The 23,628-nt window shown below is 64.6% G+C and carries 26 protein-coding genes; 7 read left to right on the top strand and 19 right to left on the bottom strand.

What is annotated here, in order from left to right:
* Nucleotides 1–103: 103 nt before the first annotated feature.
* Nucleotides 104–856, bottom strand: a complete 753-nt coding sequence (locus tag F3H87_RS20655; protein ID WP_149789700.1) for an SDR family oxidoreductase — start codon at nucleotides 854–856, stop codon at nucleotides 104–106.
* 47 nt (nucleotides 857–903) lie between these two features.
* Nucleotides 904–1,257 carry a cyclophilin-like fold protein gene (locus F3H87_RS20650; protein ID WP_149789701.1) on the bottom strand — a complete coding sequence of 118 codons (354 nt, stop codon included), beginning with the start codon at nucleotides 1,255–1,257 and terminating at the stop codon, nucleotides 904–906.
* A 386-nt stretch (nucleotides 1,258–1,643) separates the two neighbouring features.
* On the opposite strand from F3H87_RS20650, the gene F3H87_RS20645 reads away from it, so the two are divergent.
* From F3H87_RS20645 to F3H87_RS20630, 4 genes are all read left to right on the top strand, one after another.
* Nucleotides 1,644–2,540 (top strand): LysR family transcriptional regulator, encoded by an 897-nt coding sequence (locus F3H87_RS20645; RefSeq protein ID WP_149789702.1) that lies wholly within the window; start codon nucleotides 1,644–1,646, stop codon nucleotides 2,538–2,540.
* 104 nt (nucleotides 2,541–2,644) lie between these two features.
* On the top strand, nucleotides 2,645–3,406 hold the full coding sequence (locus tag F3H87_RS20640; RefSeq protein ID WP_149789703.1) for a carboxymuconolactone decarboxylase family protein: 762 nt from the start codon (nucleotides 2,645–2,647) through the stop codon (nucleotides 3,404–3,406).
* A gap of 17 nt (nucleotides 3,407–3,423) precedes the next feature.
* Nucleotides 3,424–4,062, top strand: coding sequence for an NADPH-dependent F420 reductase (locus tag F3H87_RS20635; protein WP_149789704.1), 639 nt, complete (start codon nucleotides 3,424–3,426; stop codon nucleotides 4,060–4,062).
* A gap of 27 nt (nucleotides 4,063–4,089) precedes the next feature.
* Entirely contained in the window at nucleotides 4,090–4,485 is a 396-nt protein-coding gene (locus F3H87_RS20630) for a (R)-mandelonitrile lyase (RefSeq protein ID WP_149789705.1), read from the top strand.
* A gap of 34 nt (nucleotides 4,486–4,519) precedes the next feature.
* Here F3H87_RS20630 and F3H87_RS20625 read toward each other — a convergent pair whose 3' ends face one another.
* The 6 genes from F3H87_RS20625 to F3H87_RS20600 are packed head-to-tail and all read right to left on the bottom strand — an operon-like array spanning nucleotide 4,520 to nucleotide 7,931.
* A complete protein-coding gene (locus tag F3H87_RS20625; protein WP_149789706.1) occupies nucleotides 4,520–5,212 on the bottom strand; it encodes a 5-formyltetrahydrofolate cyclo-ligase in 693 nt (230 codons plus the stop codon).
* Entirely contained in the window at nucleotides 5,209–6,246 is a 1,038-nt protein-coding gene (locus F3H87_RS20620; protein WP_149789707.1) for an NAD(P)H-dependent flavin oxidoreductase, read from the bottom strand. Before F3H87_RS20620 ends, F3H87_RS20625 begins: the two co-directional genes overlap by 4 nt.
* A complete protein-coding gene (locus F3H87_RS20615) occupies nucleotides 6,243–6,650 on the bottom strand; it encodes a DUF488 domain-containing protein (protein ID WP_149789708.1) in 408 nt (135 codons plus the stop codon). Before F3H87_RS20615 ends, F3H87_RS20620 begins: the two co-directional genes overlap by 4 nt.
* Complete coding sequence (locus F3H87_RS20610; RefSeq protein WP_149789709.1) at nucleotides 6,650–6,994, bottom strand: carboxymuconolactone decarboxylase family protein; 345 nt, start codon at nucleotides 6,992–6,994, stop codon at nucleotides 6,650–6,652. The genes F3H87_RS20615 and F3H87_RS20610 overlap by 1 nt, the downstream gene beginning before the upstream one ends.
* Complete coding sequence (locus F3H87_RS20605) at nucleotides 6,987–7,472, bottom strand: hemerythrin domain-containing protein (RefSeq protein ID WP_149789710.1); 486 nt, start codon at nucleotides 7,470–7,472, stop codon at nucleotides 6,987–6,989. The genes F3H87_RS20610 and F3H87_RS20605 overlap by 8 nt, the downstream gene beginning before the upstream one ends.
* Nucleotides 7,473–7,487: 15 nt before the next feature.
* A complete protein-coding gene (locus tag F3H87_RS20600) occupies nucleotides 7,488–7,931 on the bottom strand; it encodes a group III truncated hemoglobin (protein WP_149789711.1) in 444 nt (147 codons plus the stop codon).
* Nucleotides 7,932–8,018: 87 nt separating this feature from the next.
* Between F3H87_RS20600 and F3H87_RS20595 the strand changes: the two genes are divergently transcribed.
* The 3 genes from F3H87_RS20595 (at nucleotide 8,019) to F3H87_RS20585 (ending at nucleotide 9,044) form a co-directional block, all read left to right on the top strand.
* Nucleotides 8,019–8,435 (top strand): RrF2 family transcriptional regulator, encoded by a 417-nt coding sequence (locus tag F3H87_RS20595; protein WP_149789712.1) that lies wholly within the window; start codon nucleotides 8,019–8,021, stop codon nucleotides 8,433–8,435.
* Nucleotides 8,436–8,538: 103 nt separating this feature from the next.
* Nucleotides 8,539–8,772 (top strand): hexameric tyrosine-coordinated heme protein, encoded by a 234-nt coding sequence (locus tag F3H87_RS20590; protein WP_149789713.1) that lies wholly within the window; start codon nucleotides 8,539–8,541, stop codon nucleotides 8,770–8,772.
* Nucleotides 8,769–9,044: a DUF6522 family protein gene (locus F3H87_RS20585; RefSeq protein ID WP_149789714.1), complete on the top strand. Its 276-nt coding sequence runs from the start codon at nucleotides 8,769–8,771 to the stop codon at nucleotides 9,042–9,044. The genes F3H87_RS20590 and F3H87_RS20585 overlap by 4 nt, the downstream gene beginning before the upstream one ends.
* A 26-nt stretch (nucleotides 9,045–9,070) precedes the next feature.
* Here the strand turns inward: F3H87_RS20585 and F3H87_RS20580 are convergent, their stop codons facing one another.
* The 11 genes from F3H87_RS20580 to F3H87_RS20530 all read right to left on the bottom strand — a co-directional run bounded on the left by F3H87_RS20580 (nucleotide 9,071) and on the right by F3H87_RS20530 (nucleotide 23,430).
* Nucleotides 9,071–9,997: an FAD:protein FMN transferase gene (locus F3H87_RS20580; protein ID WP_149789715.1), complete on the bottom strand. Its 927-nt coding sequence runs from the start codon at nucleotides 9,995–9,997 to the stop codon at nucleotides 9,071–9,073.
* 1 nt (nucleotide 9,998) lies between these two features.
* Nucleotides 9,999–10,568, bottom strand: a complete 570-nt coding sequence (locus F3H87_RS20575) for a nitrous oxide reductase accessory protein NosL (RefSeq protein ID WP_149789716.1) — start codon at nucleotides 10,566–10,568, stop codon at nucleotides 9,999–10,001.
* On the bottom strand, nucleotides 10,565–11,386 hold the full coding sequence (locus tag F3H87_RS20570; RefSeq protein ID WP_149789717.1) for an ABC transporter permease: 822 nt from the start codon (nucleotides 11,384–11,386) through the stop codon (nucleotides 10,565–10,567). The genes F3H87_RS20575 and F3H87_RS20570 overlap by 4 nt, the downstream gene beginning before the upstream one ends.
* The gene (locus tag F3H87_RS20565; protein ID WP_149789718.1) at nucleotides 11,383–12,279 is read right to left on the bottom strand and encodes an ABC transporter ATP-binding protein; all 897 of its coding nucleotides are present in this window, start codon (nucleotides 12,277–12,279) and stop codon (nucleotides 11,383–11,385) included. The genes F3H87_RS20570 and F3H87_RS20565 overlap by 4 nt, the downstream gene beginning before the upstream one ends.
* Nucleotides 12,245–13,570 (bottom strand): nitrous oxide reductase family maturation protein NosD, encoded by a 1,326-nt coding sequence (locus F3H87_RS20560; RefSeq protein WP_149789719.1) that lies wholly within the window; start codon nucleotides 13,568–13,570, stop codon nucleotides 12,245–12,247. Before F3H87_RS20560 ends, F3H87_RS20565 begins: the two co-directional genes overlap by 35 nt.
* 3 nt (nucleotides 13,571–13,573) lie before the next feature.
* Complete coding sequence (nosZ, locus tag F3H87_RS20555) at nucleotides 13,574–15,520, bottom strand: TAT-dependent nitrous-oxide reductase (protein WP_149789720.1); 1,947 nt, start codon at nucleotides 15,518–15,520, stop codon at nucleotides 13,574–13,576.
* The gene (locus tag F3H87_RS20550; protein WP_149789721.1) at nucleotides 15,513–17,801 is read right to left on the bottom strand and encodes a NosR/NirI family protein; all 2,289 of its coding nucleotides are present in this window, start codon (nucleotides 17,799–17,801) and stop codon (nucleotides 15,513–15,515) included. Before F3H87_RS20550 ends, nosZ begins: the two co-directional genes overlap by 8 nt.
* Nucleotides 17,802–17,813: 12 nt before the next feature.
* Nucleotides 17,814–18,191: a hypothetical protein gene (locus F3H87_RS20545; protein ID WP_149789722.1), complete on the bottom strand. Its 378-nt coding sequence runs from the start codon at nucleotides 18,189–18,191 to the stop codon at nucleotides 17,814–17,816.
* A gap of 207 nt (nucleotides 18,192–18,398) precedes the next feature.
* On the bottom strand, nucleotides 18,399–21,521 hold the full coding sequence (locus F3H87_RS20540) for an efflux RND transporter permease subunit (RefSeq protein ID WP_149789723.1): 3,123 nt from the start codon (nucleotides 21,519–21,521) through the stop codon (nucleotides 18,399–18,401).
* Nucleotides 21,518–22,822: an efflux RND transporter periplasmic adaptor subunit gene (locus F3H87_RS20535; RefSeq protein ID WP_149789724.1), complete on the bottom strand. Its 1,305-nt coding sequence runs from the start codon at nucleotides 22,820–22,822 to the stop codon at nucleotides 21,518–21,520. The genes F3H87_RS20540 and F3H87_RS20535 overlap by 4 nt, the downstream gene beginning before the upstream one ends.
* A complete protein-coding gene (locus F3H87_RS20530; protein ID WP_149789725.1) occupies nucleotides 22,819–23,430 on the bottom strand; it encodes a TetR/AcrR family transcriptional regulator in 612 nt (203 codons plus the stop codon). Before F3H87_RS20530 ends, F3H87_RS20535 begins: the two co-directional genes overlap by 4 nt.
* Between the last annotated feature and the right edge of the window lie 198 nt (nucleotides 23,431–23,628).

Below are 23,628 nucleotides of genomic sequence, written 5' to 3'. Positions count from 1 at the left end.
CCACCACGAAATGCGCGCGGCGTATCGCTGTCGCCGCGCGCTCCGGTTTCGATGGTCCGTGGCTTTCAAGCCCGATTGCGGCCCCGCCAACGGAGGAGAAAAGTCACCAGGGCTGGTTGGCCGGGCCCACGGTGAATTCGTTGACCGTGGTGTCGGCCGGCAGGTTCAGCGCGAAGGCCACCACATCGGCGATCCGGTCGGGCGAGATGCCGAACGTATCGTAAAGGCCCTTCATGCCCTCGGCGGTCTGCTGGTCGGTGATCGTGCCGAGAAGTTCGGTGTTGATCGCCGCCGGATAGAGCGTTGCGGTGCGGATGTTGGTGCCTTCGGTGGCGGATTCCATCCGCAGCACTTCCATGAAGTTGCGCACGAACCACTTGGTGCCGCCATAGACCGCCGCACCAGGGTAGTTCTTGAGCCCCGCGACCGAGGACACGGCAAGGATATGGCCGGATTTCTGCGCGGTGAAGGTCGGCATGACGGCCGCGACACCGTTCAGCACGCCCTTGATGTTCACATCGACCATCCGGTTCCATTCGTTGGTCTTCAGGGCGGAAACCGGGCTGCTGGGCATCAGCCCGGCATTGAGGAAGATGGCGTCGACGCCGCCATAGGTATCCTTGGCGAGTGTGACCATAGCGTCATTCCGGGCCGGGTCGGTCACGTCCAGTTCCTGCCAGGCGGCGTTGCCCCCGGCGCTTTCGATTGCGTCCGCGATCTGCTGCAGCTTGTCGGCCCGGCGTGCGCCGAGAACGACATTGGCGCCCTTCGCAGCCAGCAACCTGGCGGTCGCCTCGCCGATGCCGGAGGAGGCACCGGTGATGATAACGGTCTTGCCGGTGATATTGTCGGTCATGGTATTTTCCTTGAAGTTTGGCGCTGGCGCACCTGTTTACTGTGGGTCTATTCGGCCAGTTCGATGCGGACCGGAAAGGCGCCATCCTGCATCAGCGCGTCCATCGGCCCGTCGAATTCCCCAAGCCGGACAAGGCCCCGCGAGGTCTGGAACGGTTTGTAGAAGATCGCCAGGTTGCCCCATGGCGCGTAATGCGTGATGTCGCCCGCCTTCGGCGTGTAACTGTCGGGCGCGCCGCTGATATCGAGCTTGCGCGGCAGGTCGGCGACCTTTTCGGTGGCGTGATAGTCGCTCAGGCTCAGCTCGAGCGGCAGGAGCGCGGCAAAGTCGCGGGCGACTTGCGTATCGTCCAGCGTCGCGCTCAGCGTTTCGTTTCCGACGATTACATGAATCTTGGTCATGCCGGTGTCTCCCGTTGTTTGCGATTGCGCGATCTGGGCCAGAGCCAGGACGGGCAGAAGAATGCAGGCCGCCAAAGCCGTTCGGATGGGTCTTGCGACGTGTCGGAACATCGGTGCGGTCCTTCTTCGGTTCCTGTTCGGTCTGATTGCAATCTAGGTCACCGTGCCCGAAAGATTATCCCCCGGCGCGTACATCCGCTCATGAGTATGGTTCATCAATCGGGCGGTGTGGTCTGCGTGGTATGCGCATGGTCCGATAGGGGCTCTATCGCCCGATCCGCCCGACGCCGCGATTTGTGATTGCACAATGCATGGACTGATGAGCCCTGCGCATATATCCTGAAGAAAGCAAGATGATCGTCGACCAGCAGATCAGGGCATCCCTCATGCTTCGAGAAAATATCAACGATCTGATCGCGCTGGCCACGGTGGCGGAGGAACGCAGCTTTACCCGTGCTGCCGCGCGGCTTAACGTCTCGCAATCCGCGCTCAGCCATACGATCAAGGGGTTGGAGACACGCCTTGGCCTGCGGCTTTTGACCCGCACGACCCGGTCCGTTGCCCCGACGCTGGAGGGTGAGGATCTGCTTGCCACTCTGACGCCGTGCTTTGAAAAGATCGAGGCGCGGCTGGAGGCACTGAACGAGGCGTGCGACCGGCCCACCGGCACTGTGCGGATCGTCGCGGTGGAATATGCGATCGAGTCCCTGCTCTGGCCCAAGCTTTCGCCTGTTCTGAAGGACTATCCATCGGTCAATCTCGAATTCGTGGTGGACTACGGCTATACCGACCTCGCCAGTTCGCAATGCGATGCCGGCGTGCGCTATGGCGATCAGGTAAGCGACGGCATGATCTCGATGCGGATCGGCCCGGAGGAGCGGATGGTTTGTGTTGGCACGCCGCAGTATTTCGAGGTCAACGGCATTCCGCAAACCCCGCAGGATCTGGGCGATCATCGCTGTGTGAACCTGCGGCTGTCCAATCACGGCGCGCTTTATGCCTGGGAATTCGAGGATGAGAAGGGCGATGAAATTCGCGTCAAGGTGCGGGGGCAAACCTGTTTCAACACGATAAACCTGGTCCTGCGTGCGGCGCTGGACGGGCACGGGCTGGCGCTGGTGCCCGAGCGGCTGGCAGCGGACCATCTTGCCGCGGGCGCCTTGCAGACCTGCCTGGACAGCTATTCGCCCTATTTCCCCGGCTTCCATCTCTACTACCCCAGCCGCCTGCGGTCGTCCTCGGCCTTTCAGGTGGTGCTGGACGCGCTGCACGAGCGGGGATGACCATTCATGAGCCGGACTCATGGGCGAGGTGATTTGACCGGCCATTAAGATCGGGCCGGGAAGGGCCACATTGGTCGGGTAGCTGCAATGCAAAGGAGTTCCCGATGAAAACCCTCCTCACCGCCTCCGCCATCGCCCTGACTGTCGGTACCGCCGCGGCGCAGGATTTCTCAAGCACCCTGCCGGACGCCGTTGGCCGCGTGGCCCCCGCGCTCGAATCCTATTCCAATAACGATCTGTTCGGCACTGTCTGGCAAGGGCAGGCGCTTTCGAGCCGTGACCGGGCGCTTGTCACCTTCGCCGCCTTGATGACGCGGCACGAAGCCGACAATCTGGCCGACCATGCGGCGCTGGCGCTGGATGCCGGTGTGACCCCGGCCGAGATTTCGGAAACCATCACGCATCTCGCTTTTTACAGCGGTTGGGGCAATGCCACCGCGGCCGCCCGCGCCGTCGCGCCCGTGTTCGAGGACCGCGGCGTGACCGCAGACGACCTGCCGGCGGTCGATCCCGAACTGCTGCCGCTGGACGAGGCGGCCGAGGCCGCGCGGGAAGAGACCGTTCGCGGCAACTTCGGCAATGTCAGCATGGGTGTCGTGGACAACACCCGTGAACTGCTGTTCCGTGATCTGTGGCTGCGTCCGGGGCTGGAACCGCGCGACCGCAGCCTTGTCACCGTCGCCGCCCTGATCGCGGCGGGCCAGCCCGAGCAGATGACGTTCCACCTGAACCGCGCCATGGATAACGGGCTGACGCAGGCGGAAGCAGGTGCGATGCTATCGCATCTGGCCTTCTATACCGGCTGGCCCAGGGTATTCTCTGCCCTGCCGGTGGCGAAACAGGTCTTTGAAGCTCGCGCTGAATGACGTGAAGGAGAACCGCGATGAAGATCGGCATACTCGGATCGGGTCTGATGGGGGGCAAGCTGGGCACGCTCTGGGCGCGTTGCGGGCATGACGTGACCTTCGCCTATGCGCGCAGTGCGACGAAGCTGGAGCGGCTGGCCCGTGACGCAAACGCGGCCAGCGGTTCCGTCGCCGAGGCTGTGCGGGGCGCGGATGCGATATTGCTGGCTGTGCACTGGTCGCGCATTGGCGACGTGCTGGAGCAGGCGGGCGATCTTGCCGGGCAGGTCGTGCTGAATTGCTGCGTACCGCTGGACGAAAGCAACACCGATCTCGTCGTGGGCACCACCACCTCGGGGGCCGAGGAACTGGCGCGACTGCGCCCCGATGCCCGCTGGGTGTCGTGCTTCAACACCAGCCCGTCGGAAAGCTTTGCCGGCGTCTTTGCCCGCAAGGACCGGGCACCGCGCCCGCATCTGCTGGTCTATGGCGACGATGCGGGGGCCAGGGAGGTCGCGCACGATCTGATCCGAGACATCGGTTTCGAGCCGCTGGAGGCGGGCGGTTTGCGCGCCGCACGTTTCGTCGAACCCTTCGCCATGGTCACGGCGGAACTGGCCTATGGCCAGCCCGGCGGCCCGGCGCTGACCTATCGTTTCGAAAAGCTGCGGAACTGATCCCGTGGCAAACCCAAGGAGCTGACAATGAAGATCATCCGTTCAGGCACCACCCCTTCGGCCCCCGGCCCCGAGGAGTATTTCACCGGCACCGTGCGCATCGACCCGCTGTTCACCGCCGAAGAGCCGGGGCGCGCGGGCGGCGCGCATGTCACGTTTGAGCCCGGCGCGCGCACCGCGTGGCACACTCATCCGGCGGGCCAGACACTGATCGTGACCTTCGGGCGCGGCCGCGTCCAGCGCGAGGGCGGGCCGGTCGAGGAAATCAGCCAGGGCGATGTCGTCTGGTTTCCCGCCGATGAAAAGCACTGGCATGGTGCCTCGCCGGAAACGGCCATGAGCCACATTGCCATCCAGGAAAGCATCGACGGCAGCCCCGTCACCTGGATGGAGAAGGTTTCGGACGAGGATTACCAGGGCTGAAGCGGGCAGGCCGGGCGGCAATGCCCGGCCCCCTTCATCGCCGCAAGCCGTTCTCAGTCAGGATGATGTCGAGCGGGATGTCGTGGGGTTGCGGGTAGATGGTTGCAAGCTGCGCCGCTTTGATCCCGATGCCGATGACAAAGGGTTTCGGGTTCAACGCCGCCAGCGTCCGGTCGAAATAGCCGCCGCCATAGCCGAGGCGATAGCCATCCGCCGTCCAGCCGACGAGGGGGGCAAGCGCGATGTCGGGCGTGACGACGGGTGCGTCCGGGGGTGGGACGGGAATGTTCCAGTCGCCGCGCACCATGCGGGTTTCGGGTGTCCAGCGGCGAAAGGTGAGCGGGGCCGCCCTGGTTTCGACCAGCGGCAGGGCGACGGTCACGCCGGCCTTGTGCAGATCGGCCATCAGCGGGCGCAGGTCGGGCTCGCCCTTGATCGGCCAGTAGGCGGAAAAGATCATACCCCGCGCCCCGCCGAAGCGGTCTTTCAGCACCTGTCGCAGATGTCCGGCCAGCGCCTCGCCGATCTCCTTGCGCTCGGCGACCGAAAGCGTCAGGCGCGCGTCGCGCAGGCGGGTGCGTTCGGCTTTGCGCCAGCGGGCCACGTCGCGTGCCTGTTCGGGATCGACGGCCAGCGGATCGAAATAATCCGGTGCGACCTCGGCGGCATAGCAGGGCGGTGAGGAAAAGCCGCTTTGGCAGCGGAAGCTCTTGAATTCGTCGCTCATGTCATCGCCTTGAAACCGTTTCGAACCGTGCCCTTCAGGATATGGCGGGCCTGCGCGACCATGGCGTCCAGACGCGCGGCGGCGGGTGGGACATCGTTGAGCGCACCCACCCCCTGACCGGCATAGAGCGCCATCGCCTCCAGATCGCCGGTCGTGGTTCGCAGGGGCGAATCCGTGCTGAAACGCAGGCGCGGCCGATCGCCGTCGCGGGCGATGGCCTCGCGCGGCAGGCTGTCGGGATCGTGACCCAGGTAATGCCCTTCCAGCCCCTCGGTCACGCTGTTGGCGATCACCCGCACTGCCGCACCCTTGGGCCAGTTCAGCACGAAGACATCGGTCAGCACCGTGTCGTCGCCCGTTGAATCGACGATGCGGGACTTGTGATAGGGGTGGGCGAAGGATTCGTCGGTCGCCAGAAAGGCCGTTCCGCATTGCACGCCATCGGCGCCGATGGCCAGCGCGGCGGCAAGCCCCTCGCCCGTTGCGATCCCGCCCGAGATGACGACGGGCAGGTCGGTCTGCGCAAGGATCTGCTCTGCCAGCCCGAAGGCCGGGTGCCGCCCGTGCACGTGACCGCCCGCCTCGGCGCCCTGCGCGATGATCACATCCGCCCCGGCCTCTTCGGCGATCCGCGCGGCCTCGACCGTGCCGACCTGGTGCAGGACAAGGCAACCGGCACGTTTCACGCGGGCCACCACGTCCGGCATCACGTCCCAGAAAAAGCTGAAGGCCGGCACGCCAAGATCAAGGCAGCGGGCGATCTGCGCGTCGAGCAACCGCGGCTCGGTCGCCGCCGGGATCAGGTTGACGGCAAAGGGCCGGTCGGTCGCGCCCCGCAGCGCGGTAACCTCTGCGGCGATCAGGACCGGGTCTTCGCGCACCATGCCCAGTATCCCGTAGCCGCCCGCATTGGCCACGGCGGCAGCCAGTTCCCAACGGGAAACGCCGCCCATTCCGGCCAGCAGCACGGGCTGGTCGCACCCCAGCAGGTCGCAAAGCGGTGTGTGCAGCGGGGTGTCTTGCCGGTCCGTCATGTCTGCCCCTCCCGTTCCAGCCATTGGCGCAGGTAATCGCGCAACACGATGGCGTTGTTATGCGCTTCGTTCTTCGAGGCATAAAGCAGCGTGACGACGCCCTCGCGCGCGTATCCGGCAAGTTCGCGGACCAAATCGTCATGGGCGGCAAGCTCCGCCTGATAGCGCATGGTGAACGCCTGCCACTGATCGGGATCGCCGTGGAACCAGTGCCGCAACTCATCGCTCGGCGCGATCTCCTTATGCCACTGAAACAGCCGGGCGCGGTCCTTTGCCACGCCGCGCGGCCAGAGCCGGTCGACCAGTATCCGCTTGCCGTCCGACAGGCGTGCCGCGCGATAGATCCGCTTGACGCGGATACGCTTGCCGGGGGCGTCGGGGATGGGCGGCCTTGCCGGCGGCATCAGCTGTCCCGCTTGTCCGTGTCGCCGATCACCTCCACCGCCTTCAGCGCATGGGCCCAGGAGGCGCCGGCGCGCATTTCCGCGGCGACCCATATCGCCTCCATGACCTGTTCGTCCGAGGCGCCCGCGCGCCGGGCCGCCTTGACATGGCCCTCGATGCACCACGGGCATTGGGTTACATGCGCGACCGCCACGGCGATAAGCTGCTTGCTGCGCGTATCCAGCGCGCCCTCGGCGAACACCGCTTTGGAAAAGGCGCGGAAGGCGTCCTCGGTCTCCGGTGCCAGGGCATGACGCCGCTCGACGAGGTCCCTGGTCGGCCTGGGAAGATGCAGGTCAGACATGATCTGCGCCATGGGTTTCGAATTGCGGGAACAGCACATCGTTTTCCAGCCGGATATGGGCCGCGAGGTCGTCAAGGAATTCACCGACCCCGGCATAGAGCCGCGTCCAGCTTCGGCAGGCGCCTTCCGGCAATGTCAGGCCGTTCGTCAATTGCCGGACCTGTTCGACCTCTGCCTCATGGTCGTCGTGATCCGCGCGCATCGCCGCTATCGGCGCGTCCAGCCCCGGTGCCGCGTTGCGAATGGCGGGAAACAGGATCAGCTCCTCCTTCTTCATGTGCACCTCAAGCTCACCGATCATCCGGTGCAGCAATTCGGCCAGCCCGGCAGGGACATCCGCCCGCCCGGCATGGACGGTTTCCACCTTTTCCGACAGATCCGCCAGTTCGGGCAGCTGGGTGCGGTGCTTTGCATGATACTCCGCCTCGATATAGCGGGTGAGGCCGGCGGGATCTTGCGGGGGTATCGGTTTCGTCATGTCGGTATCCTTCGATCAGAGCAGGGACGGAACGGTTCGGGGCCTGGCGTCCTCGACCGCCATGTACAGCGAGCGTGCGATCCGCTCGGCGCGTTCGATGACATGCGCGGCGCCTTCGGGCGGGCAGGTCTCGGCCGCGGTTTCTCGGAACAGCACCAGCCAGCGTTTGAAGTGATCCCACTCCACCGGCAGGGTCGCGTGGGCCGGCATCGGGGCACCGCGATAGCGGCCGGTCATCAGTGCGACCGAGGACCAGAACTCCACCATCCGCTCCAGGTGCGGGCCCCAGTCGGAAATCCGGGCGGCGAAGATCGGGCCGAGAACGGCGTCGGCGCGCACCTTGTCATAGAAACGATGCACCAGTTCGGTCAGCTTGTTCTCGTCCAGCCCGGTCCGCGCCATGATCTCGGCGGTCATTCGCGGGCGGGCGGACAGAATTCCAGACTCATCGGGCGACATGAGCGACTCCGCTGTTTGGGCTTGATCTCAGATGTATATTCGTTAATAGGTATTGTAAATACCAATTTAACCCATCCATGAGGTCTCATGCGTCTTACATCCTTCACCGATTACGGGCTCCGTATGCTGATGCGGATGGCCAGCGCGCCCGGCCGTGCCTTTTCGACCGCCGATTTGGCCGGGGAATTCGACCTGTCGCGCAACCACCTGACCAAGATCATGCAGCAGCTTGCCCGGGGCGGCATCGTCGAAACCCGCCGGGGCGGCAGCGGCGGGGCCGTGCTGTGCCGCGACCCGTCGGATATCCGGCTGGGCGATGTCGTGCGGCTGCTCGAACAGGGGCAGGCGCTGGTCGAGTGTTTCGGGCCCGACAGCGGTAATTGCAGTATCGAGGGGTGTTGCCGTCTCAAGGCAAGGCTGCGCCGCGCCGAGGCCAGGTTCATCGACGATCTGAACCAGTCCACGCTTGCCGATATCGCCCTGCCGGAAAGGGCGGCGGCATGATGCGGAAAGGCACGGCAGAATGACGCCGGGCCGGCCTGTCGGTGTCGATCCTGCCGGCATTTGACCGGCCCCTTTACCCCACCCGAAACGGAAGGAAAGAACGATGACAAGCTGGCTCCCGACGCTCCAGACCGCAACGCCCGAGGACGGCTATGACCTTGCCGTCAAACTGGCCCGCGTGGCCGTCAAGGCAACCCAGCCCGATGCCGCGGTGCGCGACAGGCTGCGGCCCGAATACGCCGAGGACGCGGATGCACTGATCGCCGTGAGCCATGTGGTTGCGACGCATTTCGCCACGGTTGCCGCAGCGAACAATTACTGGCGGAACCGCACATGAGCGAGGTCACGAAGAACCCTGACGGTTTCGAGGTTGATGCCGAGCTTTTGTCGGCGGCGTTCGGCCTGTCCGAAACCGAGGTCAGGGAGCGGATGCGCGACGGGCGTGTCACGACGCTTAGCGAGAAGGGTGAAGGCGAGGATGAAGGCCGCTGGCGGATCACCTTCTTCTCCGGCGCGCGGGCCTTGCGGCTGACCGTGGATGGCAACGGGACCGTCCTGTCGAAATCGACGTTTCCGGCCCGGGACCGCGATACCGCCCTGCCGCGCTGATCCGCGCCGTGCCGATATCTGTCCGGTCAGGACAGGTGTACCAGCGTCATGTCGGAAAAGCCCGAGAGCGCGGCCCCGATCGTGTCCCGATCCTTCATCAGGCAAATCGCCGTGCTCAGCCCGTCGGCCACCGCCGCGCTGGGGCCGGTGACGCTGACCAGGCGCCAAGGCGCGCGGCCGGGCTGCCCGGTGCGCGGGTCGAGGATATGGCCGGCCCCCGCCACGGTATCGAACTGCGTGCCCGCCGGTGAGGAGGTGGCCATGGATATGTCGCGCAGCCGCACGCGGCCCGAGCGCCCGCCATCGACGGTTTCCAGCGTCACCGGCCAGTCGCCACCCTGCGGATGCCCGCCAAGCGCGCGCAGCTCTCCGGTGTCGATCATCAGGTCGGTCAGGCCCTGCCGGGTCAGTAACGCGGCGATGCGATCCGCGATATAGCCCTGCGCGATGCCGTTCAGCGTGATCGCCATGCCCGGCCGCGCAAGGGTGATCGCCTGGCTGTCGACCGCCACCTGCGGCCAGCCGACCAGTGCGCGCGCCCGGTCGATCCCGTCGGGATCGGCCTTGCCTGTCGCGTGTTGCTGCGCATGGGCGGCCCATAGCGGCTGGATCGTGGGATCGAACAGCCCGCCGGTGGCGTTGTGGATACGATCGCAAAGGCCGAGGCATTCCAGAAGTTCGAAGGGCGGTGCCGCCAGCCTGCCGTCGCGGTTGAGCCGGCTGAGCGCGGAGTCGGGCCGGTAGAGGCTGAAGATGCCTTCCAGCCGGCGCAATTCTGCAAAGACCTGATCGGCGACGCGCCCGGCATCGGAATGCGCAAGGCTGAGCGTCGTGCGCGCGCCAAGCGCGGTGGTTTGCCACTGCGTCACGGGTATGTCGGCGGCAGCCCGTGTGCCGAACACCCCGGCACAGGCGGCGATGGTCAGAAAGCGGCGGCGCGAGAGGGTCTGCATGTCAGTTCGTCCTTTCCTTTGACAGCGCGCGCAGGCGTTCGGCGAAATCGCCGTCATCCGCTCCGTCCGGCGTTGCCGTCTGAACGGGGGCCAGCACGGCGTCGTCGGGAATTTCGTTCAACGCAACCAGCCGCCCGCCGTGACGATTGATGAAATCGCGGGCGGCGTCGGTATCGGCAAAGGGCACCAGTTCGGGGGCGCCCATACCGCCCACCCGACCCGACTCCAGAACGTAATGCGCGCTGTCGGCAGTGATCCAGTTGTCGGGGCCGGGAAAATCCCAGCTTGGCGCCTGCCCCATGTCGCTGACATAGACGGCGGCGATCTCGTGGCTTTGTTCGGGCATCCGAAGATAGGCGATGGCGTCGCGGACCTGGCTGAAGAACAGCGGTGCGCCCGGCAGGCCCTTGAGGTGGACCTGAGCCTTGGGGCCGGGATGCTCCAGCATGTTCATCTGGCAGAAATGACCCACCGCCGACGAGGTCATGGTGACCGCCGGAGGGGGTCCGGCAGTATCCTCCTGGCAGGCGGCAAGCGCGACGAGGCACAGACAGGCAAGAAATCCTCTCATGGTGTCACCTTTCGAAAGATCGCAACCGCGCCGCCAAGGGCCAGCAGCGGCCAGAGCGCCAGCGACAGAAGGGCATGGGCCGGCGGGATCGAATTGGCCGCGCCCGCGATGCCGGCGGCGGCGGCCGTCGCCTCGGAGGCGGCAAGATTGAACAGGCGGAACGCATCGGCCGGGTTCGCGACCAGAAGCCATGGGAACAGCTCGGTCGTGAACCACCCGCCGCCATCGGTCACGACGGCGGCCAGCAGGCCCAGATCGTAAAGCACGACCATGCCCAGCCACAGGCCGATGGCCAGCCCGGCCGCCCCCGCGGGCCGCCGCGACAGGGCCGAGAGCGCATAACCGAGGCAGAGGAACGCGGCCCCGAGCAGGACCGAGGACCACATCAGCCGCCAGAGCGCGGGCAGCCCCCGCGCGGCGTCTGCATCCATCAGGACGGCCGCCAGCGCGGCGCTGCCATAGCCCGCGGCCACCGCCAGCGCCAGCACGGCCAGATGCGCCACCAGCTTGCCCAGCAGCAGTTCGGCGCGCGAGATGGGGTAGGTCAGCACAAGCGGCAGCGTGCCGCGTTCGACCTCGCCGGCGACACCGTCGAAGGACATCAGCAGGGCCACCAGCGGAACCAGGTAGACCGACAGGGATGTCAGGCTGGCCACCGTCACCGACAGCCTGTCCGCCCCGAGTGCCCCGGTGGGCGCAGACCCTGCCGCCGAAAGAACCAGCGAAAAGACCACCATCATGGCGATGGCGATCGCCACCCACCTGTTGCGCAGGGCGATCGTGAATTCCGTCGAGACCGTCGCCAGTATCCGGGTCATTGTCCGTCCCTCCGGCTGAAGTGGCTGTAGATGTCTTCCAGGCTTGGCGGGATCACGTCGATATCGCGAACCATGTCGCCCAGCCCGGCGATGCGCGACAGCGTCGGAAGCTTCTCGTCCTGTGCGCAGCTCATGTGCAGGCCGGTTCCGTTCATGCGCCCTTGCGGCAGGGCTTCGGCCAGGCGGGGACCCTGTCCATCGCGCGGCGTCACGTGCAGCCGGATCGGCAGCGCGGCCTGGCGGCGCAGGTCGGCCAGGCTGCCCTGCGTGACCACCCGGCCCTGCGAAAGGATCACCAGCCGGTCGGTGCGCGCCTCGACCTCGGTCAGGGCGTGGCTGGACAGAAGGACAGACGCGCCTTCGGCGGCCAGCTCGTCGAGCAGGGCATAGAAATCGCGCCGTGACACCGGATCGAGCCCGCTGGTGGGTTCGTCCAGCACCAGAAGCCGGGGTTTACCGATCAGCGCCTGCGCCAGTCCGATCCGCTGCCGCATCCCCTTGGAATAGGTGCCGATCCGCCGTTTCGCGGCGTCCGCCAACCCGACACGCGCCAGAAGGTCCGTGGCCATGCGGGCGGGCTGACCACGCAGGCGCAGGTAGTAGCGGATCTGCTCCAGCCCGGTCAGCGCCGGGTGGAAGGCCGCGTTCTCGGGCAGGTAGGCGACGCCTGCCCGCGCCACGCCCGATCCCGGGCACGCGCCAAGCACGCTCACCGTACCGCTGTCATGGGGGATGAGCCCGAGGACGATCTTCATCATCGTGGACTTCCCGGCGCCGTTGTGACCCAGAAGGGCGACACGTTCACCCGGCGCCACGTCGAGCGAGACATCGCGCAGCGCCTGCGTGTCCTGATAGCTCTTAGTGAGCTGCGAGAGGATCAAACTCTGTGTCATCTGTCTTTCCGTTGCGCCATTTTCCGGCGCTTTGAGCGATCAGGCCGGCCATGTCGTCCGGCACCGCGATCCGTACCGGCGTCATCAGGGGGTGGCTGTCCAGCACGCCGCCCGGCAGGGTGGCGGGAAAACTGGATTGCGACCAGCGAATAAGCTGCACCGCCGGGGCGCCCACCAGAAGGGCGGCGGCGGGTTGCGACCACAATATGTGATCCATCAGGTCGTTGGGGCGGAACGGGCTGTCAGCGATCCCGTTGCCGTCCAGGTCAAAGGTCGCATGATCGGACCAGTAGTTGCCGATACGTTCGAAACTCCATTCGACATCGGTCGTGCCGACGTATTTCACCTGCGTCCGGTTGCCGATAAAAGCGTTTTCGGTCAGCGCGTTGCGTTCCGATCCGGCGGTGAAGTGGATGCCGATATCGCACCCCTCGAAGCGGTTGGCGACGATAAGGTTGCGATGGGCGTTATAGATGAAGGTGCATTTGTCCGCCCCGCGCACGAGGTTGCCGCGCAGGTCGGAATTGTTGGCATAGTTCAGCATCAGCCCGTGGTCGCGGTCGTTCAGCGACAGGTTGTCCAGAACCTTGACCCGGTCCGAGAACATCAGCGCATAGCCCAGGTGGTTGCCGATCGAGATATTGCCCGACACCTCGCTGTCATTGGCGTACATGTAGTGAACGGCGAAACGCAGGTCGCGAAACAGGTTGTCGCGGAAGGTGTTGCGGCGCGAGGTGTTGACGAAAATCCCGTCGCGGCCATAGCGGATGTCGTTACCCACCACCTGTGCGCCGGGGGCGTTCCAGACATAGACGCCGTTGCCACGGTCGTTCATCCGCCGGTCCTGCCGGCCTTCGATGACGTTGCCGCGCACGATGCTGTCATCGGCGCCGTGGATGTCCACGCCATAGAGGTTGCCGAGGATGCGGTTGTCCTCGATCACCGCGCGGCGGGCCGTCTTGGTCAGTTGCACGCCGGAATCGATGGTCTGGTGATCGCTGCCCGAGCCGATAACGGTCAGGCCGCGCACGGTGATGTCTTCGCCCGTCACGGTAATGACCGAACCCCGGCCGCCGGCATCGACGGTCGCCTTGCCCCCGCCATTCAGCGTGATGGGTTGCGACAGCGTCACCGGGCCTTCATGGCGGCCCGGCGACAGGGTCAGGACGTCGCCGGGGGTGGCCCCGGCGACGGCGGCTTTCAGGGCTCCGCTTTCTGCCGGCACCTGCACGTCCTCCGCATGGGCGGCAGAGGCGAGCAGAACGATCAGAATGAGAAAGCGGAGCGGCATGGATCAGGCGTCCTTCGGCTTGACCAGCATCCGGCCGCGCATCTCCATATGGAGCGCGTGGCAGAACCACTGGCAATAGTACCAGTATACGCCGGGCTTGGCCGCCGTGAACGTGACCGAGGCGGTTGCCTGCGGCCCGACCTCCATGGCAACCCCGTGGTTGTTCAGGGTAAAGCCGTGGGTCAGGTCGTCGATATCGTCCAGGTTGGTAACGATGACCGTGACTTCGTCGCCTTGCGTCACTTCGAATTTTTCAAGCGAGAAGGTCGGCGCCTGGCTGGTCATGTAGACACGCACCTTGTCTCCGTCGCGGATGATCGCGTCGGTCCAGTCGTCGATATTTACGCCGTCCGCCTCGGCCTGCGCCCGCGTTTCGGCCCACATCGGATCGTTGCGGTCCCAGACATTGACCGGATTCACGATGTCGCGCCGCACCAGGATCACGTCATGCGGTTCGGCGAAGGTCGGTCCGTCATGCACCACCTTCATGTCATCGGTCGAAATGTCGATGATCTGTTCGTTCTCGGGTTTCAGCGGCCCGACATTCAGGAACCGGTCTTTCGAGAACTTGTTGAGCGAGATCAGCCAGTTGCCATCGGCCTCCTTGGTTTCGCCCATGGTGGTGTGATTGTGACCCGGCTGGTAATGCACGTCGACCTTGGACACGATCGGATCGACCTCTTCGCCGGCATAGGCCTGCACCGCCTTGGCGATGTCCCATTTGACCATCTGGCTGTCGAGGAACAGCGTGGTATAGGCAAAGCCCTTGCCGTCGAACGCGGTATGAAGCGGCCCGAGGCCAAGCTCGGGTTCGGCCACGATGCACGACCGGGGGTCGGCATCCTCTTCGAACAGCGCATCCAGCTTGGTCACGTCGATCACCGAACATGTCGGCGACAGCTTGCCGTTGACCACGACGTGCACGCCATCGGGCGCGGTGTTGATGCCGTGGGGGCTGTTGGGGATCGGGATGTAGCGGGTGTATTTCTTGTTCTGCCCCTTGCGTCCGTCGATCACCGGCACGCCGTTCAGCACCTGAACGTCCCCGTCCGCCACGCCTTTTTCGATCTCGGCCAGGTTGAAGACGACCACGTGGTCCATCTCGTTCTCGGTCATCTCGGCCAGGTTCATGCCCATTTCCGAGTTGTAGGAGGTCGAGAAGGCGTATTTGCCCTGGTAGTCGCAGTCGGTGTTGTCGAGGTTGCCCGACACCATCACCTGCCACGGGATCTCCATCGTGTCGCCGTCAAGCGCGGTGAAGAAGTTCACATACTTGTCGGGCTCGTCCAGCACCGAACCGTCATTGACCATCGGCACCTCGTCCTCGCCATTGGCAAAGACATAGCCGGTGCGCGGGAATTTCTGCGGCCGCAGACCGTGGATCGCCTTTGCGTTCGGGATTTCGACGATCTTGTCGCATTTCATCACGTCGCAGCGCACCCGCGCCACGCGCGTGTTGGCCTTGTCGTTCATGAACAGGTAACGCCCGTCATAGGTGCCGTCGGTAAAGGACATGTGCGGGTGGTGAAGGTCGCCGTTGTCGTGCACCCGCTTGCCCTGCGCGGCGAGGAACGCCCTGGTTTCAGGCAGCATACCTTCGTCAAAGATTTTCAGGCTTTCGTTGGTCTGGCCCCAGCCCGTTGCCGAGCAGCGGTTGAACACCGGCACGCGCATCAGTTCGCGCATCGACGGAAAGCCCAGGATGCGCAGCTCGCCGGTCTGGCCCGAGGACCAGAAGCCGTAATACTCGTCCAGTTCGCCCGGCGCGATGCTGAGCGCGCCCTCGGCAGCCCGGGCCGTGCCCGTGCCGGCCGCCGTGGCTGCCCCGGCGGTGGCGCCCAGCAAGGCCAGTCGCGCACCGCCCGCGCCGCCCAGCAGTGCCGCGCCTCCTGCGGTCGCCCCCAGCATTCCGCGACGGCTGATGCCTTTTTTCGGTGTTGAGTCAGACATTGGTCTTCTCCTTCAGGTTAGGATGGTTTTCGATGGACCGGCCCGCCTCGGCGGCGCCGCGCGATGCGGTTTCGCGCCGCCTGACGCGTTTGATGACGACCGGGCATTTGGTTTTCGACTGGTAAAGCACCTGGCAATGCATGCAGTTGAGGCATTCGTTGGGGTTGATCTCGCCCGTGGGGTGGATCGCCTGAACGAAGCATTCGTTCGCGCAGGTCTGGCAGGGGTTGCCGCATTCCTTGTACCGCTTCAGCCAGTCGAACATGCGCAGCCGCGCCGGGATCGCCAGCGCCCCGCCCAGCGGGCAAAGGTAGCGGCAATAGAACCGTTCCACGAACAGCCCGGCAATCAGCAACGCGGCGGCATAGGCCACGAAGGGCCAGGCCCGGACGAATTTCAGCACGATCGCGGTCTTGAACGGTTCGACCTCGGCCAGGGCTTCGGCCTGTTCGATCGAGGCGAGCGACACGCCGAACAGCCCGAGAAAGATCATGTATTTCAGCGGCCACAGCCGTTCATGCAGCCCCCAGGGCAGGGTCCATTGCGGAATGCCCAGCCTGCGCCCGATCTGGTTGGTAAGCTCCTGCAAGGCCCCGAACGGGCACAGCCAGCCGCAATAGGCCCCGCGCCCCCAGAAGATCAGGGCGGCGGCCACTGCGAACCACAGGATAAAGGTCAGCGGATCGAGCAGGAACGCCTGCCAGCTGAAATCGGTCGTCAGCGCACCGAACAGCGCCATCAGGTTGACCACCGACAATTGCGCATTCGCATACCAGCCCAGGAACACCAGCGTCACCGTCAGGAAGGACATGCGGAACCAGTAGGTCACGCGCTCGGACCGGGTCAGGAAGCCCTGGAAAAAGAACGCCACCGTCAGGATGAACAGCATGACCGACAGGCCCACGATCTCGGCTGTCTTGTCCTGCCAGATCCGTTTCCACAGCGCCGATTGCGCCGCGTGCTCCTCTTGTTCGGCCACCGCCTGCGCCGCGCTCGCCTCTGGCGCAGGGGTCGGGGCGGGCAAGGCGCGCAGATATGCGTCGGGCAGCTGATAGCCCATCTCGAAGGTGGTAAAGACCCGTTCGATCGCGGCCACGTCGCGCTGCACCAGCAATTGCAGGCGGAACGGTTCGGTGGGGTCGAACCCGGTATCGGCGGGGATCTTGAACAGGTCGGTTTCCGTGAACTCGGGCGCACCGTCGGGCGCGATATCGCCCAGGCGGCGATGCATCCGGTCACGGAAACGCACCGAAAGGTCGCCCTGGATCAATACGATGCGGTCGAAGATACCGCCGCGGACATATCCCGACCCCTTGAAGGAATAGAGCCCGCGGCCCGCGATCATGATGGCGTGATCGCCCTCGTCCAGCCACCTTTGGAGGTTTGCGTGTTCGGCAGCGCCCAGCAACGCCTCGCCAACGGCGGGAACCGAGACAAGCCCCATATACATGTCGATGAACGTGGTTTCGGGCGGGTCGTTGATCGGCCGCGCGGCGGCGCGCGGGTCCTCGACCTTTTCGAACGCGGCGTTCACCTGGCCGACATCCAGCGACAGGCGGCGCAGGGTTCCGTTGCCCTCCAGCGTCATCCAGTCTGTCGCGGCGGTGGCTTCGGGGTCGATCTCGAATCGCGGGCCGCTCGGGGCGTCGGGGGCGCTGAGCCCGCCCAGCCCGAGCTGCCTGGCCACTTTCAGGCCGGAGCGCACGATGGAATCGTCGATCACCATGATGGTCACGGTGGCGCCTGCGATAATCTCAAGATCGTGGGCCGTTCCACCCGACGTGGCCTCGGCCACCAGATCGAGCCCGGCATAATCGGCTGCCAGCGCCTGAATCTTGGAATCGGGGATACCGATCAGCACGATCGGCTCGGAATGTTTGACCAGGCTGACACCCCGCACGATCGCATCGTCATCGACGGCAACCATGGTGTGAATGGGTTTGCCGGAATAGCCCGTGGTTCCCACGAAATCCGAGGCGATGAAGGCCCAGGCGATCCGCTCATCGCCTTGCATGACCGGTGCGACCGGAATGTCCTCGCGGATCGGACCGAAGGCGTCGGCCCCCTCGACCAGCTCGCCAGGGGCGATATCGTCGATGAACCTGGACAGAACGGAGGACGCGGCCTGCGCATGGGCGCCGGACGACCCCGACAGGATCGTGAAAGCTGTCAGAAGAACAAGTGTGGCAAGAGCTGCGATACGCCCTGTGACGGCTGCGGGCTCATGTGCTGCAGAAGCACGGGGAAACGGAATCGGTGACGTGAGGATAGGGCGTATCATGGCAATCATCGGTCAGGTCTTGTTCGGTGGGCCGCGGGCAGGATGCCACCGTGCCGTGACATCCGCGTTGCGAATGGCGAAGATGCGGGGCGTGATGCCATGTGCGAACCGGATCGGGCGTACCCAAAGGTCCGATGCCGCGGGCATGGCGGCGGCATGAAGGATGCAGTCCGGGCAGAGCGAACATACGGAGGATCGGGACGGCTCTACCGGCTTGCCGGAACGGTCGATTGTCACCGTGCGGGTCTCGTCGCCGCATATCACCATGGTGGTGACGCCATGATGACCGAGCGCGGTCGCACCCTCGGCAAAAGCGCTGAACACACCGGCGAATATCAGTGCGAGCGCAAAAAACGCTGTATGAAGGATATCGGGCAACCGGTGACGCATACCTATCCCCTATCTACCGCTACCCGGATACAACATGACAAAAGTCAACCGTGGGAATTTTTCGCCAAACCCCTGAAGGCGCGGATTTTTGCTGTTCCCGCACGACGTCCGTTTCTTGCCGGAAAGCGGGCCGGTGCGCCGTCATTCGGGCCAGTGCCGACGGGCATCGCCGAAATTTTCCCGAGACTTTATGTCATACCACCGGGATTAGGCGGGCAGATTCGGTTCAACGGGGCCGGCCGGACGTTTCTTCGCGGTCAGACCCATATCGTCGAGAATGGCATAGAATGCCGGCAACACGATCAACACCAGGACCGAGGCGGACAACAATCCAAAAACGACCGAAATCACCAAAGGCTTTACGGTCTGGGCCTGGGTGCTTGTTTCCGCCAGAAGGGGCACCATCCCCATCATCGTTGTCGAAACGGATACGAGGATGGGGCGGAAACGCTCTCGGCTGGCCAGGCCTGCCGCTTGCGCACCGCCCATCCCTTCGCCGGTGTGTCTTTTGATGACCTGAACCAGCAGGATCGCATTGTTGACCACGATCCCCGCCAGAGAGGCCGCGCCCATGATCGAAGGCATCGAGATGTTATAGGCCATAACCATGTGCCCCAGAACCACACCCACAAGCGCCAGCGGAATCGTGAGCATCACGATCACAGGCTCGACGTAGCTGTGGAACTGGAACGAGAGTATCACGTAGATTCCCACCAGCCCGATCAGGAAACCGCGAATGATGGAACCCACGGTTTCCGCAGAATTTGCATTCTGGCCACCGATTTCGGCAGACAGGCCGGGGAATTCTGCGGCAAGCCCGGGGAGGAACCCTTCGGCGAGTTCCGAGACGATCGCGTCGGCGTTTCCGATCCGGCCGTCCACGTCGGCCTGAACCGTGACCGTGCGCCGTCCGTTCACATGGGTAACGGTGCCCCAGTTCCGGGTCTCCTCGATGGTGGCGACAGTTGTGAGGGGTATGGGTGTCCCGTCGGCGAGAAGAATCTCGAATGTGGCGAGATCTTCATAGGATGCCCTGTCGCGGGCGGCCTGCTCCAGCTCGATCTCGTGCGCGATATCGCCGTCCTGAACAGTGGTGACAATGCCACCCAGATACGCTGTGCCGATCTGGGTGGCAACCTCTGCCGCCGTCAGCCCCGATGCAGAGGCACCCGCCGCCAGGGAAAGGCGCAACTCGGGCCTGCCGGGGCGCAGATCGTGTATCGTGTTGTAGACCCCCGCATAGGTTTCGAGTTCCGCAAGCAGCCGATTCGCGGCGCCTTCGAGCCGGTCCAGATCCGCGCCCGAAAGACGGATTTCCACCGCGCGCCCCTGTGGCCCGATCCCCGGTTCGGTCAGTGTGACCGAGATGGCGCCGGGCACGGAGCCTATGCCTGTCCGCCAGGCGGCAATCAGTTCGTCGAGTGTGGTCGACCGGCTTTCGGCCCCGAGAAGATCGGCCGAGATCGTGGCGACATGCGATCCGCTTTCCCCGGCGGTGACGTTGCGGTTGAAAAAGACCTGAACCGCCTGCACCAGTGCCGCGCCATCCGGTTGAGCCGGTGTCAGCCGGGCGTTTGCCTGCTCGAGCGCGGTGACGACATGCTCTGCCACCTCAGCCGTCCGGCCGAGCGGAGTGCCCTGCGGCATCAGGATGCGCGCTTCCAGCACATCGCTGTCGATTTCGGGCAGCGCTTCGCGCTGGACATAGCCGCCCCGTAGCAGCGCCACGGTCACGATCAGCATCGCAACGGTCGTTCCGGCCACGAGGTAGCGCCACGCGACCGCCCCATCGACAAGCCGTCCAAGCCCGCCGTCGCGTAGCGAAGCGAAACCGCGTTCGAAGCGTCTGCGGGCAGCAGAGGCTTTTGTTTCCGCGACCCTGAGACTGTGGGAAAGGTGGTGGGGCAGGACCCAGAAGGCTTCTATCAAGCTGGCGGTGAGCGCCGCGATCAGGACGATGGGCAGCACCTCGAGCACGGCGCCAAGCTCGCCGGAAAGAAACGAAAGCGGTGCGAAGATCGCCACGGTCGTCGCAAAGGAAGAAAGCACGCCGGGCAGTACGCGCATGGTTCCCTCGATTGCCGCATCGCGCCGTGACGCCCCGCTTGCCGCGGCATCGGCGATGGCGTCCGAGATCACGATAGAATCGTCCATGACGATCCCGATCGCCATCAGCAGTGCCACAAGCGTGATCATGTTCAGGGACAATCCCGTCAGCGCCATGACGACGAACGCCCCGAGGAATGCAACCGGCAGGCCCATCGCCGCCCAGATGGCATATCCCGGTCGGAAGAAGAGGCTCATGACCGCGACGACGAGTATAAGTCCGATTGCGCCGTTCTTTACCAGCATGGCCAGACGGTCGCGCACGATCGAGGTCATGTCCTGAACGATCCCGATATGAACCGAACCGGGCAGTGTTGCCCGCTCGGCGGCTACGAGATCGCTCACACGGTCGAAGACCCGCAGGGAATCGGCCCCGAGGGACTTGTTCACTTGCAGGAAGATCGCGCGGCGCCCATCCAGAAGTGCGCGCTCTTCCTCCGGGCTGAAATGTTCCTCGATATGCGCGATCTGGCCGAGTTTCAGCTCGGCACCGTTGGGTTTCGACACCACGACAATGTCCGACAGCGCCGCCTGTGTGCGGCGTTCGTCGGTGAAGCGCAGGGCGATTTCCTGATCCGGCGTTTCGAGCGTGCCGAGCGGGCGGTCGATGCTCTGTGCTCCGATACGGGCGGCCAGACCCGACGCCGTCAGCCCGTGCTGAAACAGCACCGCCCGCGATATGCTGATCCTGAACTGCCGTTCGCCGATGCCGGTCCTGATCACGCTCGCAACATCGGGCAGCGCCGAGAGCCTGTCTTCGAGCAGGGCCGCGTAGCGGTCGAGCTGCGATACCGACATGTCACCCGATACCGCGACCGAGGCGACCATATCGGTACGATGCAACTGGCGTACAATCGGCGGGTCCGACCCGTCGGGGAAGTCGTCGATTGCCGTTACCTCCGTGCGCAGGTCGTTCACGAAGCGGCCGGCCTCGCCGCCCGCTGCCATCGTGGCGATCGCGCGACCGGCGTTGTCCTGGGCGGTGCAGGTCAGCTCCTCAAGATGCTCGACGGCTTCGACCGCGTCCCAGATACGACGGCAGATTGCGTCTTCGACCTCGGTTGCCGCCGCGCCCCGGTAGACCACGGTGATTTCGGCCTCGGTGGCGCGGAAATCGGGAAAAGTTTCCCGCTTCAGCGAAGGTGCGGCCATGATCCCGGCCGTGGCTATCAGGACCAGAAGCAGGTTTGCCGCGGTCGGGTGACGGGCGAACCAGCCGATCATGGCGTGGTCTTTGCCGGAACGACGCGCAAACCAGGCAGCGCCGGCACTATATCGTCGAGGATCACTTCGTCGCCGGGTGCGAGCCCTGCCGTAACCGCGACGATTCCGTCCTGACGCCAGCCGATTTCGATGTGCCGGAAAGACAGAAGCCCCTGGTCGTCACGCAGATATACCGTGTCGCCATCATGAACTGCGTTGGCGGGAACGGTGATTTCCGGCGGCCCCGGCGGCCCCGACAGCACGACCTCGACATACATGTTGGGTACCAGCGGCAAGCGCATCGGCGGGTGCGCGCCCTCATAGGGTGCTTCGATCCCTATGACGACGGGTACTGAACGTGCCTGCGGATCGAGTGCGTTTTCGATGCGGATCACCCGTCCCTGCCAGACCTGACCCTGATCGGAAACAAGCCGCAGCCTGGCGTCTACCCGGGCGAACACTGCTTCCTGGTCGGTGGTTTCGAGGTCGATTCCATCCGTGACGGCACCGACGAGTCGGGGAAAAGCCTCGATCGGAATCTGTGCCGTGACTTCGGCGCGGTCTATGCCGTCCGCCGTTATCAAGGCACCACCCGCCGTTACGAATTGGTGAAGCTCCACATGGACCTTGCCGATACGGACAGCGAAAGGGGTCTCGATATGTGTCGATGCCAGATCACGTTTCGCGCGGTCGAGGGCGGCCTCGGCCCGTGCGATCTGTGCCTTGAGCCGGGCCTGTCGCACCGGGAGAAGGTCCAACGTGTTTGCAAGCTCCTGCACGGTGCGGCGAAGCTGCAAGGTCGCGCGTTCCTGCTCGTCCAGCCGGCTTTGGGGCGCTGCTCCGCGCCCGACCAATGCACGTATTCGCTCAAGATCGGTCTCGGCCAGGTCAAGCCTTTCCCGCTCAATGGCCAGTATGCGATCGGTGTTCCCGGCCTCGACGGAAAGCTGGTTCAGTTCGGCCGCAAGGGTGGCCAGATCCGCCTCGGCCTGGCGAAGTGCAAATTCATGACGGGTCGGGTCGATGGTCAGCACCCGGGTTCCCGCCGGGATGATCTTACCGGTTTCCAGGTCCGGGTGCCTGTAGGTTACCGCTCCTGCAACCTCGGCCACGGATTGCCAGCTGCGGGCCGGCCGCACCGTGCCGTAGCCCCGCAGCATCGGGGACACTTGCCGGGGTTCGACGATCTGCGTCCTGGCGGTGACGGATCGCACCCCGCCGTCCACCCGCACGGGGGGCTCCGAACCGGCGATCAGCCAAGCGGCAATGCCCAATCCCACGGCCAGCGGTGGCAGCAGGCGGAGGATACGAGAGCGTTTCATGTCCTCTGTCCGTTCGTTGAGCCTGTCATCAGTGCGATCTGGATATCCACAAGCCGCATCCCTTCCGCAACAAGGTCGAAGCCACCATCGGTCAGTCGCCAGCGAAAAACGATGCCCTGCAACAGGCCGAGGAAAAGGTCGCTGCCATCCTCGGGGGAAGGCGTGGAAATTTCTCGGCTGGCGGCGGCGCGCAGGGGATCGAGTATTCGCATCCGAAGCCCCTGAACGATCCGCAGATGAATCGGATGAATGGCCATTTCGGCGGTGATCCGTCCGGCACTGAAGATGAGTACAGGGATAGCCGGGCATTCGGCAATCAGCGAGAGCTGTGCCCGCATTGTGGCGCGCAGCCGCGCCATCGGTTCGGGGGATACCCCCGTCGCGGTATCCCATGCCGCGATCGCACGCGCCTCGACCGTTTCCAGAACCGCACCCCAGAGTGCAGCTTTGGTCGGGAAATGCCGAAAGATCGCGGCCTGAGTGATCCCGATTTCCCTTGCGATATGCGAGGTCGAGAGCTTTTCGATTGGAGTTTTCGCCAGCAACCGCAAGGTCGTATCCACGATCTCGGTCTTGCGATCCTCGGCGGGTTTGCGGGTTCCTGACACGGGTTTTCACCATTAGTTAGTGATCGCTTACTAACTTAAATGACTGGAATGTTCAAGATGCACGTACCCTGGAGGTGCATCAAGCGGCCGAACCCAAGGCTAAGGGGCGGTGCCATAAAACGCTGGCCACAGCCGTCGGATCGCCCGATCGCGGCCCTGCGTGCCCTCTGTTGCGTTTAACTTGAAATGTCGGTTCGA

Source organism: Lutimaribacter pacificus, assembly GCF_900142185.1.
Taxonomy (GTDB): domain Bacteria; phylum Pseudomonadota; class Alphaproteobacteria; order Rhodobacterales; family Rhodobacteraceae; genus Lutimaribacter; species Lutimaribacter pacificus.
Note: the sequence above shows the minus strand (reverse complement) of the source record. Positions and strands in the feature narration are given on the sequence as shown.